Source organism: Pseudomonas putida NBRC 14164 (assembly GCF_000412675.1).
In the GTDB taxonomy this organism is placed as follows: Bacteria; Pseudomonadota; Gammaproteobacteria; order Pseudomonadales; family Pseudomonadaceae; genus Aquipseudomonas; species Aquipseudomonas putida.
This window is the reverse complement of the sequence record NC_021505.1, coordinates 3214449-3228997: the sequence shown is the minus strand read 5'-3', so window position 1 is coordinate 3228997 and position 14549 is coordinate 3214449. Positions and strand designations below refer to the sequence as shown.

Genomic DNA, 14549 nt, shown 5'->3' with positions numbered 1-14549 from the left:
TATGTTCCCTTAACCGCGTGGCGCCTGGGCGCTGGCGACTTTCACGTTGTTGCCCGCCACTTTCGGCGCCGGGTTGCTGGCCTCCAGTGCCTGGCGCTGCTGGGCGAGGGCGGCGAGGGTCTGTTCGCTGGCCATTGGGGTTTCTTCCGGGGTGACCGGCGAGCCTGGGCGCACGCGCTGCAGGCCCTTGACCACGATGCGGTCATCCTTGGCCAGGCCGCTACGCACGATGCGCAGGCCTTCCAGCTTCGGCCCCAGTTCCACGGCGCGGTAGGTGGCCTTGTTGTCCTTGTCCATGACCAGCACGAACTTCTTGCCAAGGTCGGTGCCCACGGCTTCGTCGTTGATCAGCATGGCGTCGTACTGGGCGCTGCCGACCAGCTTCAGGCGTGCGTACAGGCCCGGGGTGAACTGGCCGTCGCGGTTGTCAAACACCGCACGACCACGGATGGTGCCGGTGCGCGGGTTGACCTGGTTGTCGACGAAGTTCATCTGGCCCTGGTGCGGGTTGCCGGTTTCATTGGTGAGGCCCAGGTACACCGGGGTGCTCTGGCCACGCTGGCCTTCGCGTGCCAGCTGGGTGTACTTGAGGTACACGCGCTCGTCGGCGTCGAAGTAGGCGTAGACCTTGTCGGTGGACACCACGCTGGTCAGCGGGGTGACATCGGCCGTGACGATGTTGCCGGCAGTGAACTGGGCACGGCTGACGCGGCCACTGATGGGCGCGGTGACGCGGGTGAAGCTGAGGTTCAGGCGCGCCAGGTCGAGCTGTGCCTGGATCGCGTCGACCCCGGCGCGGGCTTCGGCGGCAGCGCTGCTACGCGATTCTGCAAGTTCGGCGGAGATGGCGTTGCTGTCGCGCAGGCGTTCGCCACGGCGCGCTTCGTTGGCGCTGCGAATGGCGGTGGCCTTGGCCTGTTGCAGTTGGGCTTCGAGGCGGCGGACTTCAGCCTGGAACGGGCGTGGGTCGATCTGGAACAGCAGGTCGCCTTTTTTCACCTGGGCGCCTTCGGTGAAGGCGACCTGGTCGATCTGGCCGGCTACCCGCGGGCGAACTTCAACAGTTTCCGGGGCTTCAAGGCGGCCGGTGAATTCGTCCCATTCGTTGATCGGTTGCTCGATCACCTTGGCCACAGTGACCTTCGGCGCGGCGGGAGCCTGCACGGCGTCTGGGGTTCGACCGCAAGCGCTGATCACCACCACTGCCAAGGCAGCGAGGGGAAAGCGCAAGGGTTTGAGAGATTGTTCCATGGAGAACTCCGCCAATGTATTAGTAGTGGGCGGAGTGTGAGTGTGTTGCGCGTGAGGCACGAATCGAACGGGACGAAGGTTAATATCACGCTGAATGATATGTGTGGATCATTCATCGATGGCGGGCATGATGGGGCTGCCTGGCAGCCCCGTTCGCGTGCATTCCCTCAGAACCGCCAGCGGGCATTCGCCACCAGGTTGCGTGGCTCACCATAAGAGCCGGAGCTGAACGTGCCCAGGCCGTCATAGTACTTCTTGTCGAACAGGTTGTTCAGGTTCAGCCCTACGCTCAGGTGTTCATCGAAGGCATAGTTGGCCAGCAGCCCGACCACGCCATAGTCACGCTGGTGCGCCTTGGTGCCCAGATCTGAATTGACCGCGTAGATGTCGCTTTGCCAAGTCATGTTGCCGCCCACGGTCAGCTTGTTCCAGTCACCGGGCAGGCGATAAGTTGTGGCCAGCTTGAACAGGTTCATGGGCTGGTTGGTTTCGACGCGGTTGCCCTCCTTGTCGTGGGACTCGCGGTAGGTGTAGCCGCCAAATACATTCCAGCCTGGCAGTACTTCGCCGGAAATTTCCGTCTCGATGCCGCGGGTGGTAGTGCCGGCAATGGCCCGGTAGATTTCCTGGGGGCCACTGTCATCCACCAGTTGCGGCGTGTTCTTCTGTTTGACTTCGAACAGTGCGGCGCTGGCGTTCAAAGCGCCGTCGTAGAACTCGCCCTTGATGCCAAGTTCGTAGTTGTCGCCTTCGAGCGGGTCCAGCGAGGTATTGCTGGCGGTCTTGTAATAGGTCTGGGGCAGGAAAATCTGCGTCCAGCTGGCGTACACCGAATACGTGTCGTTCAGGTCCAGCACCACACCGGCGTAGGGCGTGACCACGCCGGATTTCTTCGTGCGGTCGCGGCCAGTGACCTCGCCGGTCAAATCATCGCTGCTGTCGTCCTTCTGGTTCCACCAGCTCACCCGGCTGCCGAGAATAATCGACAGCGGATCATACGGCTTGAGGCGCACGGCGGCGTAGACACCGGACTGGCTCAGGCGTGACAGGCTCTCTTCGGTCTTGGCCAGGTGCGGTTTGCCATGGGGGTCGCCATCCCATGCATAGATGTTGTCGACCGCAGGGAAGCCGCGTTCGTAGGTGGGGTAGTTGAGGTGGGTGTAGGCCAGGTTGCTGCCCAACACCAGCTCATGTTCGCGGCCGCCCAGCTGGAAGGGGCCGGTGGCGTACAGGTCGAAATTGTCCTGTGTCTGGTAGCTGTCGAGGCGGTTGATATACATCGATACGCCGCTGCCGGTAAGGGGGGCGGGCGTACCGGCGCTGGCGGAGCCGGTGACGCCACAGCGGTACGCGTACTGGTGGCTGTAGGCGGCCTTGGCGACCCAGTCGTTGGCCAGCTTGTGCTCCAGCAGGCCGGTGAAGTTGTACTGGGTATTGTTCAGGTAGCTCCAGCGCGCGGCGGGGTTGAACGACCGCGAGAAGTTTGTTGCGCTGCCATCGCTGTTGAACAAAGGGATGTGCCCGAAGCTGACGCCATCGGCATTGTTGTTCTGGTAGTCCAGGCTCAGGCGCAGCAGGGTGTCTTCGCTCAGGTCGATGTCCAGGGCACCGTACATCACGCGCTTGTCGGTCTTGTACCAGTCAACGAACGAGTTGGCGGTTTCGTACACCCCGACCAGGCGGCCGCGGATGTTGCCGGCTTCGGTGAGCGGCCCGGAGACATCGGCTTCGGTGCGGTAGCGGTCCCATGAACCGACTTCGCCAGCCACCGTCGCCTGTGCATCCTCCGTAGGCCGCTTGCGCACCAGGTTGAGCGTGGCCGACGGCGTGCCTGCACCACTGAGCAGGCCGGTGGCACCTCGGACCACTTCGACCCGGTCATAGATCGCCATGTCGGCCAAGGTACTGGTGAATTGTTGCGACTCGTTGGCGATTTGCGCCGGGATACCGTCGTACTGGAAGTTCTGGATCTGGAAGCCGCGGGCATAGAAGGTATAGCGTTCGCTGTCACGATGGTTGCTGGACAGCCCCGGGGTGAATTTCACCACATCGTCGATCGAGGCCAGGTGGTGATCGTTCATCACCTGGCGAGTGACCACGCTGACCGACTGCGGCGTTTCGCGCAGTGACAGGCCCAGTTTGGTTGCGGTACGGGTACGCCCGGTGGTGTAGGCCCCCGTGTTCTCGGTGGTTTCGGCCAGGCCATCGCCCACCACGCTGGTCGCGCCCAGTTGCACAGCATTGCCGGACTCGGTCGGGTACAGCACATAGGCGCCTTGCTCGGCGGGCGCAGCGCCCAGGCCGGTGCCAGCCAGGAGTGCGGCGAAGCCCTGTTCGACACTGTAGGTGCCCTGCAGGCCGGCACTTTGCTTGCCAGCAGTGAGCTGGCTGTCGAACGACAGCACAACCCCGGCTGCGTTGGCGAAGCGGCCGAGCACCGTGCTCAGCGGGCCGCCGCTGATGGTGTAGGTCTTCTGCGCGTTGGCTGCCTGGGCCATGGCTGCACCGGGCAGCAGCGGCGGGAGCAGGGCGAGCGAGGCGCCGAGCAAGGCAAACGTGAGTGCTTGGCGGGGTGGTGAGATAAGGCGGCGCATGCGGGCTTCCTGGGCGTAGTGTTTTCGGTGTTATTGCCAGGGAGGCGAATGGGCGAGGGCAAATCGACAATGCCCTGTGCATTTTTTTCAGGCATTGCCGCTCAATGGCTCCACGCGTGTCCAGAAGCGGGTATGGCGCACCAGCTTTACCGGCAGCGAGCGGGCAACGGTGGCCAGGGTCAGGTCAAGATCGGTGAGCGAATAGGCGCCGGAAACCCGCAAGTGGCCGACGGCCGTGTCGCAGCCCAGGTAGCCAGTGCGGTACCGCTGTAATTCTTCGAGCAGGTGATCCAGGCGCCAATCGTCTACCACCAGTTGGCCTTCGGTCCAGGCCGCGTCGGTACTGGCCAGTGGCATGCGATGCAGGATGCGGGTGTTGTCGAACAACAGGCCATGGCCACTGTCCAGGCGGGTTTGCTCGCCACCCGCGTTGATCGGGTTCACGACGACGGCGTGCTGGTAAACGCATACGCGGGTCTGGTGGTCCTGTTGTCTGACGCTGAACCGGGTGCCCAGCGCCCTGATGTACCCTTCGCCAGTACTGACCATGAACGGGCGGTGATCGGCGGCAGTTTCGACAAAGATCTCCCCGGCACGCAGCCGTAGCTGGCGGGTGTCGTTGCTGAAGGCAATGTCTACCGCACTGCCGGTGTTAAGGATAAGGCGGCTGCCGTCACTCAGCGTCAACCTGCGCTGTTCGCCGATGGCAGTGCGCACATCGGCCAGCCACGCCGGCGCATCCCGATAACCGCGCCAGCCCAAGGCGCCGAGCGCCGAGCCCAGCAACAGCCCCTTGAGCAGCATGCGCCGCTGCAGCGCCGGGCCCTGCTGGCCGACACGCTCCAGCACGTCATGGCCTAGTGCGCCTTGTGCCTGGTTCAGTTGTGCCTGCAACATGGCCACCCGCTGCCACGCCCACTGGTGCTGCGGGTCGGCTGCATGCCAGGCCTGCCAGCGTTGCTGCAGGTCCGGGTCTGCAGGGGCCTCGCCCAGCCGGGCAAACCACTGCGCGGCGGCACTCAGTGCCTGTCGTTGGGGCAGCGGGCTCACTGGCCGTGTTCCAGGGCAAACAGCAAGCAGTGCTCGGTGGCGCGGGCAATGTACTTGGTGACCGAACTGACCGATACGTCCATCTGGGCGGCGATGTCCTTGTAGCCCAGGCCACGCAACTGCGATAACAGAAACGCCTGCTTTACCTTCTTGCCCAGGCCTTCAAGCATCGCATCCAGTGCTTGCAGGGTTTCGACCAGCATCCAGCGTTCCTCGGGGGAAATCGCATACTGTTCGGGCTGTTCGGCCAACAGTTGCAGGTAGGCCTGCTCCAGTGCCCGGCGGCGGAAGCTGTCGATCATCACGCGCCTGGCCATGGTCACCAGAAAGTGGCGCGGCTCGCGCAGTTCACTGAGCAAAGGCTGGCTGCGGTCGGCCAGCAGTACACGCACGAACGTGTCCTGGGCCAGGTCGGCGGCCTGCTGCGAACACTGCAGCCGGCCGCGCAGCCAGTTCACCAGCCAGCCATGGTGGTTGGCGTACAGGCCGGCCAGGCTGTGTCCGGTCGAGGGGAGGGAGTCAGGCATGGTGCTGTTGCGCGCTAATGAGAATTAGTCGCAATTTATTTCAATTGCGCACATTCAGCAATGGCCCAGCTAAAAAGGTGAGGGGGAAGAGAAGCTGCCCGGAACAAGCAGGGCGCAGTGATGTGTTGCGAAAAGGGGCGCAACGCGCCCCGGCAATCTCAGCTCAATACGTTGAACCCGTGGGTGCCATCCCGCTCCAGCTGGGCAATCAGCCCGAACTCCCAGTCCAGGTACCCCTGCATGGCCTCACGCGGGTTATCAGTGCCTTCATAAGGCCGGCGATAACGGTCGGTACGCGCCACCGCCAGGTGCTTTTCGCCACTTTCCAGCGGCTTGCCTGCCGCAATCCACTGCGCCGTGCCGCCGTCCAGTACGTACACCGGGGTTTGCGTAAGCGCCTGCAAGTCTACCGCCGCAAAGCGTGCCAGCAGGCTGCTGCCGCAGGTCAGTACATAGCGCTCGGCTACTGGCAGCTGTTCCAGCACCTGCGGCAACTGCGCGCGAATTGCCCAGTGGGCGCCTGGAATATGGCGTTTAACGTAGTTGGCACTGGTGGTGAAGTCCAGCACCACGGTGCCTGGCGTTTGCAGCCAGTCGTCCAACTGCTCGACGCCGATTTCGGTGACTGCGGGCAGTGGCGGTTGGGGAGCCTGCCAATCACCGGTCTCGCTGAAATCTTGCGCCGACACGCCATCGAGCACGGCGACCTGCCAGCCCATTTGCGCCAGCCAGGAAGCGCTCATGTTGGCCCGCACGCCGTCGTCATCCACCAGCACGATTCGCGCCCCCCGCACGCTGGCGACGTGGTCGGTTTCCTGCACCAGTTGCCCGCCCGGTACACTGCGGCTGGCCGGCAGGTGGCCGTGGGCATATTCCTCGGGGGTGCGCACATCGAACAGGTAGGTGGTGCGCCGGGTATCGGCCTGCCAAACGGCCAGGGCTTCGCGCTCCAGGCGCAGCACACCGGCGCGGTCGGCCACATTGCGGGCGCGTTGGGCGGCGTTTGCGCGGGTGTTGTCGCTCACCTCGGCGAAGCGGCGCTCCTGGCCGTGTGCCAGCGTTTGCCCGGCCAGGGTCCAGCCGATGGTGCCGTTGCGCAGGGCAGCCACGGGGTTGGGGATGCCGGCGTTGACCAGCGACTGGGTGCCGATGATGCTGCGGGTGCGCCCTGCGCAGTTGACGATGACCTGCGTGGCGGGGCTGGGCGCCAGTTCGGCAACCCGCAGTACCAGTTCGGCACCCGGCACACTGATGCCCCCCGGGATGCTCATGGTCTGGTATTCGTCGAAGCGGCGGGCGTCGAGCACCACCACATCGGCCTTGTCGTCCAGCAGCGCCTGCACCTGTTCGGCCGCCAGCGACGGGGTATGGCGCACGCTTTCGACCAGCTCGCCAAAGGCCTTGCTCGGTACGTTCACGTCACGGAACAGCTCGCCACCGGCGGCGCGCCAGCCGGCCAGGCCGCCTTCGAGCAATGCGACATCGCTGTACCCTAACGCCACCAGGCGTTCGGCGGCCTGATGTGCCAGGCCTTCACCGTCGTCATACACCGTAATGCGGGTGTCGCGCCGTGGCACGCGGGCGAAAATCTCCAGTTCCAGCTTGGACAAGGGGATATTGGCAGTGAACAGGGGGTGTTCCTGGGCGAACGGGTCTTCCTCGCGCACATCGATCAGCGCCAGTTCTTCGTGGGCCAGCAAGGCCTGGCGAATGTCTTGGTAGGAACGGGGGGCAACGGTACTCATGGGGCAGGGTTCTCTTTGGACAGGTCCCAGATGTTGGGCAGAAGGCTGTTGGAATAGCCGGAAATGAACGGTTTTTCGCTGCCGTCGGGCGAGTACACCGCGCGGCTGACGGCACCGATGTTGGCGCCATACACGTGGATGCTGATAGAAACCCGGTCGTCGAACGCGTTGCTGACTTGATGAACATCGCCAATACGCGGCGAAACGGCCTCTACATGGCCGGGATCAAGGCGTACAGGCTCACCCGCTGGCAAAAATGCGCCGTGTTCGCTACGGGCGAAGCCTTGCGAATATTCCGCGCCGCGCAGCATGCCGATCAGGCCCCAGACCCGGTGGTCGTGGATCGGTGTCTGCTGGCCTGGCCCCCAGACGAAGCTGACGATGGAAAAGCGTTGGCGCGAATCGCAATGCAGCAAATATTGCTGGTAACGGGTCGGGTCTGGCTGCGCCAGTGCTTCGGGCAACCAGTCGTCGTGGGCGACCAGGCTGCGCAGCAGGCTCTGGCCGTGGTCGAGGAGGGTGGCTTCGTCGTTTTCTTGGTCCACCAGTTGCGCAAGCGCGTCGATGAAGTGGCGCAGGCGCTCAAGGCGCAGGGGTTGGCTCATGGTTCAGGCTCGGCTGACGGTTTGGGTTAACCCTAGCAAACGCACTGAATATTCTCAAAAGTAAAAATACGAATAAACTAATATGCAAATAACGCATTTACAGATGGGTGAATCTGTTTTGAAATGGGCGCATGGGCAAAGCATTAGGTTATGCCCAAAACGAATTTCACGGCGCTGCGCTTAATCGATAACTTATAAGCATTGCTCTGGTTATATTCAAAGTGAATATATCAGCCCCATGCCCCCCACGAGACCGCACGCGCGGATCGGCCTGAAGTACCCCTACGGTACCTGGAGACGAACGTGCGATACCTCAAGCAATTGGCTGCCGGTGTGCTGGCCAGCTCCCTCAGCCTGGCCGCTGCCGCGCAAACCTTGGTGGTCGGTGACCAGAGCTTCAATGCCCGAGCGGTCATGGAAGCGGCCGGCGTGCTCGACGACCTGCCGTATACATTGGAGTGGAAGCAGTTTACGGCCGGCTCGCCGGTAGCCGAGGCGCTGAACGTGGGCAGCCTGGACATCGGCCTGCTGGGCGATGCGCCGCCGTTGTTCCTTGGTGCCCTGGGCGCCCCGATCAAGGTGATTGCGGTCAGCCGGCAGAACCTGGATGGCGTGGCGATCCTGGCGAGTAAGGACTCGAACATTCACAGCCTCGAAGACCTGCGCGGCAAACGTGCGGCGATCTGGAAGGGCTCCTGGAGCCAGCAGTTGCTATTCAGCGCGCTGGACAAGGCCGCCGTGCCGCGTGATGCCCTGGAGCTGCGCTACCTCAGCGCCCTGGACGCCTCCCATGCCCTGGATGGCGGTTCAGTGGATGTGATCGCGACCTGGGAGCCCTATGTCACCCAGCAGGAGCGCCAAGGGGCGCGGGTGCTGGCCACGGCCGAAGGATTGATCCCGGCGCAGAGCTTCGTGGTGGCCAATGCCAAGGCGGTGGAGGCCAAGCGGGCACAGATCAGTGATTTTCTGCAGCGCCTGAAAAAGGCCCGTGACTGGACCCTGAGCGACCCGGCCCATACCGAGGCTTATGCCGATGCCTGGGCCAAACGCACCCGTGCCGACCGCGACATTGCCCGCATCTGGTTTGCCCGCGCCCGTACCGATGTCGCGCCGCTGAACCCGCAGGTGATCGTGGATGCGCAGAAGACCGTGGACTTCTTTGCCGGGCTGGGGCTGATCAAGAACTACCCGGCGTCGAGCCTGTTCGATACCTCGTTCGCGGCAGCGCTCGACCATTAAGCACTTCTGTAATGGCCCTATCGCCGGCAAGCCAGCTCCCACAGGTGCACCGTTGGGCTTCGGCCTTAGGGGCTCCTGTGGGAGCTGGCTTGCCGGCGATAGGGCCGGTACAGGCAGAACCTTTTTGAGGAATGACCATGACTACTCGCAAAATCAAGCTTGGTGCCCTGACCATGGGCTGCGGCGGCCCAGGCCGGCACAACCTGTGGCTGGACCCGGAGCTGCCCGCTGACGCCAGCGTCAATATCGACTGGTACATCGACATCGCCCGCCAGGCCGAAGCGGCGCTGTTCGACCTCATCTTCATCGTCGACAGCCAGTACATCACCCCCGGCTCGCCGTCTCACTACCTCAATCGCCTGGAACCGCTGACCCTGCTCTCGGCGCTGGCAGTGACCACGCGGCACATCGGCCTGGTCGGCACCCTGACCACGTCCTACAACGAACCCTTCAACGTCGCCCGCCGCCTGGCCTCGCTGGACCTGATCAGCAAAGGCCGCGCTGGCTGGAACGTGGTCACCAGTGGTGACGCTGGTACCGCTGGCAACTATGGCCGTGACGAGCACTACGACTACGACACCCGGTATGCCCGTGCCCAGGAGCATGTGGCTGTGGTGCAGGGGCTGTGGCACTCCTATGAAGACGGCGCGTTCCCGCGCAACCGCGCGACCGGGCAATTCCTCGACCCAAGCCGAATGCATGCCCTGAACCACAAGGGCGAGCACTTCTCGGTCGTAGGGCCGCTGAATATCCAGCGTTCCCCCCAGGGCCAGCCGGTGATCTTCCAGGCGGGCGAGTCGCAGCAAGGGCGCGAGCTTGGGGCGGCCACGGCAGATGTCATTTTCACTCATGCCGCCAGCATCGAGCAGGGCCAGGCGTTCTACCGCGATGTGAAAGACCGCGCTGCGCGGCTGGGGCGCGACCCCGAGCAACTGCTGGTATTGCCTGGTGCCGAGATCTACGTAGGCGATACCGACGAACACGCCCGCGAGATCGAACGCCATTACCACCAGCAGGACCATAGCTTCGAGCTGGCCCTCAAGGAATTCGGGCGCAATTTCGGCTGGCACGAGTTCAGCCAGTACGACCTTGATGCGCCGTTCCCCCAGGAAAGCCTGGAGCACGCACGCAGCAGTTTCTTCACCAACGCCAAGCGCATCGCCGACCAGGCCCGGGAGCAGGGGTTCAGCTTGCGCCAGGCGGTGGAATTCGGGCGCAAGCTGCGCCCAGGGGCGTTCGTTGGCTCGGCCGAAACGGTAGCGGCAAAAATGACCGAGTGGTTCGAGGCGCGGGCGCTGGATGGCTTCAACATTTACATCGGCCACCCCGGGCAGTTCCGCCGGTTTACCCAGCAGGTGGTGCCGCTGCTGCAAGAGCGCGGGGTGTACCGTACGGCATACGAAGGCAGCACTCTGCGCGAGAGCCTAGGCCTGGCCATTCAGTGAATGCTTGAGGCCAGTTCGAAGATCGGCATGTACATCAGGATCACGATCAGGCCGATCAGCAGGCCGATGAACGTCATCAGCAGCGGTTCGAAGAGTTTCACGAACCATTCCACCCAGCGGCCGATTTCCTGGTCATGGAAGTCGGCGCAGCGTTCCAGCATCTCGCCCAGGTTGCCGGATTGCTCGCCGGCCCGCAGCAGGCGCAGCGACACGGGTGTAACCAGGTGCCCGGCCTCCAGCGCATCGGACAATGGCAGCCCTTCGCCCACCCGTTGGCTGGCCTGGCCCAAGCCCTGGGCTGCTGCGCTGCCGAGCAGGCCGCGGGCCATGCCCATGGCGGTGAGGATGGGAATGCCGCCTTGCAGCAGGATGCCCAACGAGCGATAGAAGCGCGCCAGCTCGTACATCATCAAGCGTTGATGCAGCGCCGGCAGGCGGCGCAACTGGCAGGATGCCCAGCGCCGTACCCGTGGGTGGCGGCGTAGCAGCCACAACGCCGTGCCCCCAACGACCGTGCCCAGCGCCAGCGGCAGTTGCTGGGCATGCAAAAATAGCCCGATCTGCATCAACACCCGTGACAGCCAAGGCAATTCGGTACCCATGCCCTCGAACACCTGGCTGAAACGCGGCACCACATAGCCAAGCAGGAACAGCACTACGCCGCCACCCACCAGCAACAGCAGCAACGGGTAGACCGAGGCCCCCACCAGCTTCTGCCGTACCAGGTCCAGGCGCTGGCGATAACTGATGTAGCGCGTGAGGGCGTCGCCCAGCGCACCGGTGCGTTCGCTGGACTGCACCAGCGCCACGTACAGCGGCGGAAATATCCGCGGTTGCTGGCCCAGGGCCTGGGACAGCGAACGGCCTTCGTACAGCTGGCGTACCAACTCGGCCAGCACCTTGCGTGTGGCGGATGCAGGGGCCTTTTCTGCCAGGCTCTCCAGTGCGTCGATCAGCGGCAGGCCGGCATTGAGCAGGGTCGACAGTTCCTGGCTGAACAGAACCAGGTCGAATGCCGCTTCGCGTCGCCAGGCCATACCGCGCAAGGCGCCGCCGTTGCTGCGCAGGCTGAGCACGCGCAAGCCTTGGTCCTCGGCCTGGCGGCGGGCCTGGTCGGCGTCCTCGGCGTCGATCTGCAACTGCACCACGCCCTGTCTGCCCAGGGCCTTGAGGCTGTAGCGCATGGCCACTCTCCTTACTGCCAGCTGGTAATTTCGGCGTTTTCCCCGTCACCGCCGGGCTGGCCGTCCTTGCCCATCGACAGCAGGTCGTATTCACCACCGTTTTCGCCAGGTTGCCGGTAGATGTAAGGGCGGCCCCATGGGTCCTGGGGCACGGCCTTCTGCAGGTACGGGCCGGTCCAGCGCGCTTCGCCACTGGGGGCGATTACCAGGGCCTGCAGGCCTTGCTCGCTGTTGGGGTAGTGGCCGACCTCCAGGCGATACAAATCCAGCGCCTTGCCCAGCCCTTCTATCTGCGCCCGCGCCACCTTGGCTTCGGAGCGACCGAGCTGGCTGAAGTACTTGGGCGCGACGATGCCGGCCAACAGGCCGAGCACCACCAGCACCACCAGGAGTTCGAGCAGGGTGAAGCCACGTTGCGGTTTGGTTCTGCACTGCATGGTGAAGCCCTCCACTGCATGGGGACACGGGTTGCCAAGCACCATGCAACAGCCGTGCACGTCTGCCTCGGGGCCTTGCGCCATGCGGTACAGGAAGCGGCACAGTGCTTGCGTCGTGGTCATCGACCTCGGGTTTTCCGGGGCATTTCCCCCACTTCGGGGGCCACGACGAAGAGGCAACCGTCATGCGTGGACTCATCCTCGGTTTGATCTGGCTGGCGGCAGGTGCCGCCCAGGCCGATGTGTACATCTCCATCGATGCCAAGGGCGGCTACGTACTGACCAACGTCCATCGACCCGGGCGCCACTATGAAAAGGTGATCAGCGAACAGGCGGCCCAGGCTGGCCCGGCCAATGCGCAGATGATCACTGGCCGGCCTTACGCCGAGGTGGTCGCCACGGCAGCGCGCATCCACAACGTGCCACCGGCCCTGCTGCATGCGCTGATCAAGGCCGAGTCCGGCTACAACCCGAAGGCCCGGTCGCGGGCGGGGGCAGTAGGGTTGATGCAACTGATGCCGGATACTGCCCGCGAAATGGGCGTGGAAGACCGCCTGGACCCTGAGGACAACGTGCAGGGCGGGGCACGATACCTCAAGCAGATGCTTACCCTCTTCGACAACGACATCACCCTGGCCGTGGCAGCTTATAACGCTGGGCCGGACGCCGTGATGCGGCGGGGCGCCGTGCCGCCGTTTGCCGAAACCCGGCGCTATGTGCCCACGGTGCTGCGCGAATACCGCAGGCTGCAGGGGTTGGCGAATGATTCGCCACTGTAATTGCGTGTCAGAGGTTACGCGGTCCCTGTACCCTTCGGCGGTTGCCATCAATTTAGCACTACGGTTTCCCCAGGTCTGGGCTATAACCTTCTGAAGGTGCCCAGCTGTGGAGCCCGCCATGGACATCGCCCCCCGTTCCGACGCCATCGAAGTGCCTGCCGGTAACGAGCTGACAGCCCCACGCAAGCCGTTCAACCTGTTGCGCTGGTATGCCTGGGTCAGCCTCGCCATCATCCTTTCGGTGGCTGTCGGCCTGGGGCTGATTTCCAGCCGATTCATCATCGATGAGAGCGTTGAGCGTGATGCCTTGCTCACGGCACAATTCATCACCTCCATCGCCGACGCCGAAGTGCGCCATGTGTCGATCCCCAACGTGCGCACAATGGGCGAGCTGCTGGACCCGCGCACCGACCGCAGCAACCTGCCGGACGTCGACCCGGATGCCCGGCGCAAGGCCCGCGGCGAGTTTCTTGACCATATCGCCCACCTGCCAGACATGCTGCTGGCCAATATCTATGCCCCCGACCGTATGGTGATCTGGTCCACCAACCCGGCGCTGATTGGCAAGCTGATTGACAGCGACGACGACCTGGAGCGGGCTTTCGAGTACAAGATGCGAGTCTCGGCCAGCTACCACAACTTCGAAGAGGCCCGCGCCGAGCAGAAGTTTGTCACCCCGCCCGAGCAGCTGTTCATCGAAAACTACATTCCGCTGTTCGCTGCTGATGGCGAGCATGTCACGGCCATGGTCGAGATCTATAAAGAGCCCCATGACCTGATCGTGCGTATCGAGCATGGCCTGATACTGATCTGGCTGGCGATCACCGTCGGCGCCGCACTGGTCTACGTTGGCCTGTACGGCATCATGCACCGCGCTGCGCGGTTGCTGGCAGTGCAGCAGAAGCGGCTGATCAACAACGAAACCTATGTGGCACTCGGCGAGGTGTCCTCGGCGGTGGCCCACAGCCTGCGCAACCCGCTGGCCAGTATCCGCTCCAGTGCCGAGCTGGCCCAGGCGTTCGACGAAGGGCCGGCACAGCGCAATATCAACGACATCATCAGCCAGGTTGACCGCATGTCGCAGTGGATCCGCCAGATGCTGCAGTCGCTGCGCCCACTGAACGATGAGGCGGTCGCGGTGGACTTGTCGCTGGCCTTGCAGGAGAGCCTGCAGAGCTACGCCGTGCAGTTGGCGCGTGAAGGGGTGAGCCTGGACCTGCAACCGTTACCGGCGGTACAGGTGTTGGGGCATCCGGCGTTACTGCGGCAGATTTTCAGCAGCCTGATCGCCAATGCGCTGGAATCGATGGAGCAGGGCGGACGGCTGCGTATCGAGGTGGTGCGCCATGACCGGCGCAGCCTGACCCTGCGCCTGTCCGACAACGGCAAGGGTATGAACGAACAGCAGCAGCGCATGGCCTTCCGGCCGTTCTTTACCACCAAACAGGGTGGGTTGGGGGTGGGGCTGGTGCTGGTGAAACGCATCATGGAACGCTTCGGCGGCTCGGTCAGGCTCAGCAGCAGTGAAGGCCATGGTACGCGAGTGTCGTTGAATTTCCGCTTGGCGACGAATTGTTAAATGGCTTTAAAAATCCATCACAAGATATTGATTTAAATGAATTAATTGTTTTTGGGTCATTAGTACCCAAATGTGGGGCCTGATCTTTATGTAGTTTTTAAAAAGACCTCCTAA

12 protein-coding genes are annotated in these 14549 nt (G+C 63.4%); 4 read left to right on the top strand and 8 right to left on the bottom strand.

Annotated features, from left to right (window positions below):
* Positions 1-9 precede the first annotated feature (9 nt).
* From mexE to PP4_RS14295, 6 genes are all read right to left on the bottom strand, one after another.
* Positions 10-1251, bottom strand: coding sequence for a multidrug efflux RND transporter periplasmic adaptor subunit MexE (gene mexE / locus PP4_RS14320; RefSeq protein ID WP_016499907.1), 1242 nt, complete (start codon positions 1249-1251; stop codon positions 10-12).
* A 167-nt stretch (positions 1252-1418) separates the two neighbouring features.
* Complete coding sequence (locus PP4_RS14315) at positions 1419-3845, bottom strand: TonB-dependent siderophore receptor (RefSeq protein WP_016499906.1); 2427 nt, start codon at positions 3843-3845, stop codon at positions 1419-1421.
* A gap of 87 nt (positions 3846-3932) precedes the next feature.
* Positions 3933-4895: a FecR domain-containing protein gene (locus tag PP4_RS14310; RefSeq protein ID WP_016499905.1), complete on the bottom strand. Its 963-nt coding sequence runs from the start codon at positions 4893-4895 to the stop codon at positions 3933-3935.
* A complete protein-coding gene (locus tag PP4_RS14305) occupies positions 4892-5422 on the bottom strand; it encodes a sigma-70 family RNA polymerase sigma factor (RefSeq protein ID WP_016499904.1) in 531 nt (176 codons plus the stop codon). The genes PP4_RS14310 and PP4_RS14305 overlap by 4 nt, the downstream gene beginning before the upstream one ends.
* A 158-nt stretch (positions 5423-5580) precedes the next feature.
* Positions 5581-7167: a rhodanese-related sulfurtransferase gene (locus PP4_RS14300; protein WP_016499903.1), complete on the bottom strand. Its 1587-nt coding sequence runs from the start codon at positions 7165-7167 to the stop codon at positions 5581-5583.
* Complete coding sequence (locus tag PP4_RS14295; protein WP_016499902.1) at positions 7164-7772, bottom strand: cysteine dioxygenase family protein; 609 nt, start codon at positions 7770-7772, stop codon at positions 7164-7166. The genes PP4_RS14300 and PP4_RS14295 overlap by 4 nt, the downstream gene beginning before the upstream one ends.
* A gap of 303 nt (positions 7773-8075) precedes the next feature.
* Here PP4_RS14295 and PP4_RS14290 point away from each other — a divergent pair, with 303 nt between their 5' ends.
* Positions 8076-9011 carry an ABC transporter substrate-binding protein gene (locus PP4_RS14290; protein WP_016499901.1) on the top strand — a complete coding sequence of 312 codons (936 nt, stop codon included), beginning with the start codon at positions 8076-8078 and terminating at the stop codon, positions 9009-9011.
* 137 nt (positions 9012-9148) lie between these two features.
* Complete coding sequence (locus PP4_RS14285) at positions 9149-10456, top strand: LLM class flavin-dependent oxidoreductase (protein ID WP_016499900.1); 1308 nt, start codon at positions 9149-9151, stop codon at positions 10454-10456.
* On the opposite strand, the gene PP4_RS14280 is transcribed toward PP4_RS14285, so the two are convergent.
* Positions 10450-11640 carry a type II secretion system F family protein gene (locus PP4_RS14280; protein WP_016499899.1) on the bottom strand — a complete coding sequence of 397 codons (1191 nt, stop codon included), beginning with the start codon at positions 11638-11640 and terminating at the stop codon, positions 10450-10452. The two genes, PP4_RS14285 and PP4_RS14280, sit on opposite strands and share 7 nt — an antisense overlap.
* Before the next feature lie 11 nt (positions 11641-11651).
* Positions 11652-12077, bottom strand: coding sequence for a type II secretion system major pseudopilin GspG (gene gspG / locus PP4_RS14275; RefSeq protein ID WP_041168041.1), 426 nt, complete (start codon positions 12075-12077; stop codon positions 11652-11654).
* 185 nt (positions 12078-12262) lie between these two features.
* Here gspG and PP4_RS14270 point away from each other — a divergent pair, with 185 nt between their 5' ends.
* Together PP4_RS14270 and PP4_RS14265 are read left to right on the top strand one after the other, a co-directional pair.
* Complete coding sequence (locus PP4_RS14270) at positions 12263-12856, top strand: lytic transglycosylase domain-containing protein (protein ID WP_016499897.1); 594 nt, start codon at positions 12263-12265, stop codon at positions 12854-12856.
* Positions 12857-12974: 118 nt separating this feature from the next.
* Complete coding sequence (locus PP4_RS14265) at positions 12975-14435, top strand: sensor histidine kinase (protein WP_041167747.1); 1461 nt, start codon at positions 12975-12977, stop codon at positions 14433-14435.
* Positions 14436-14549 lie beyond the last annotated feature (114 nt).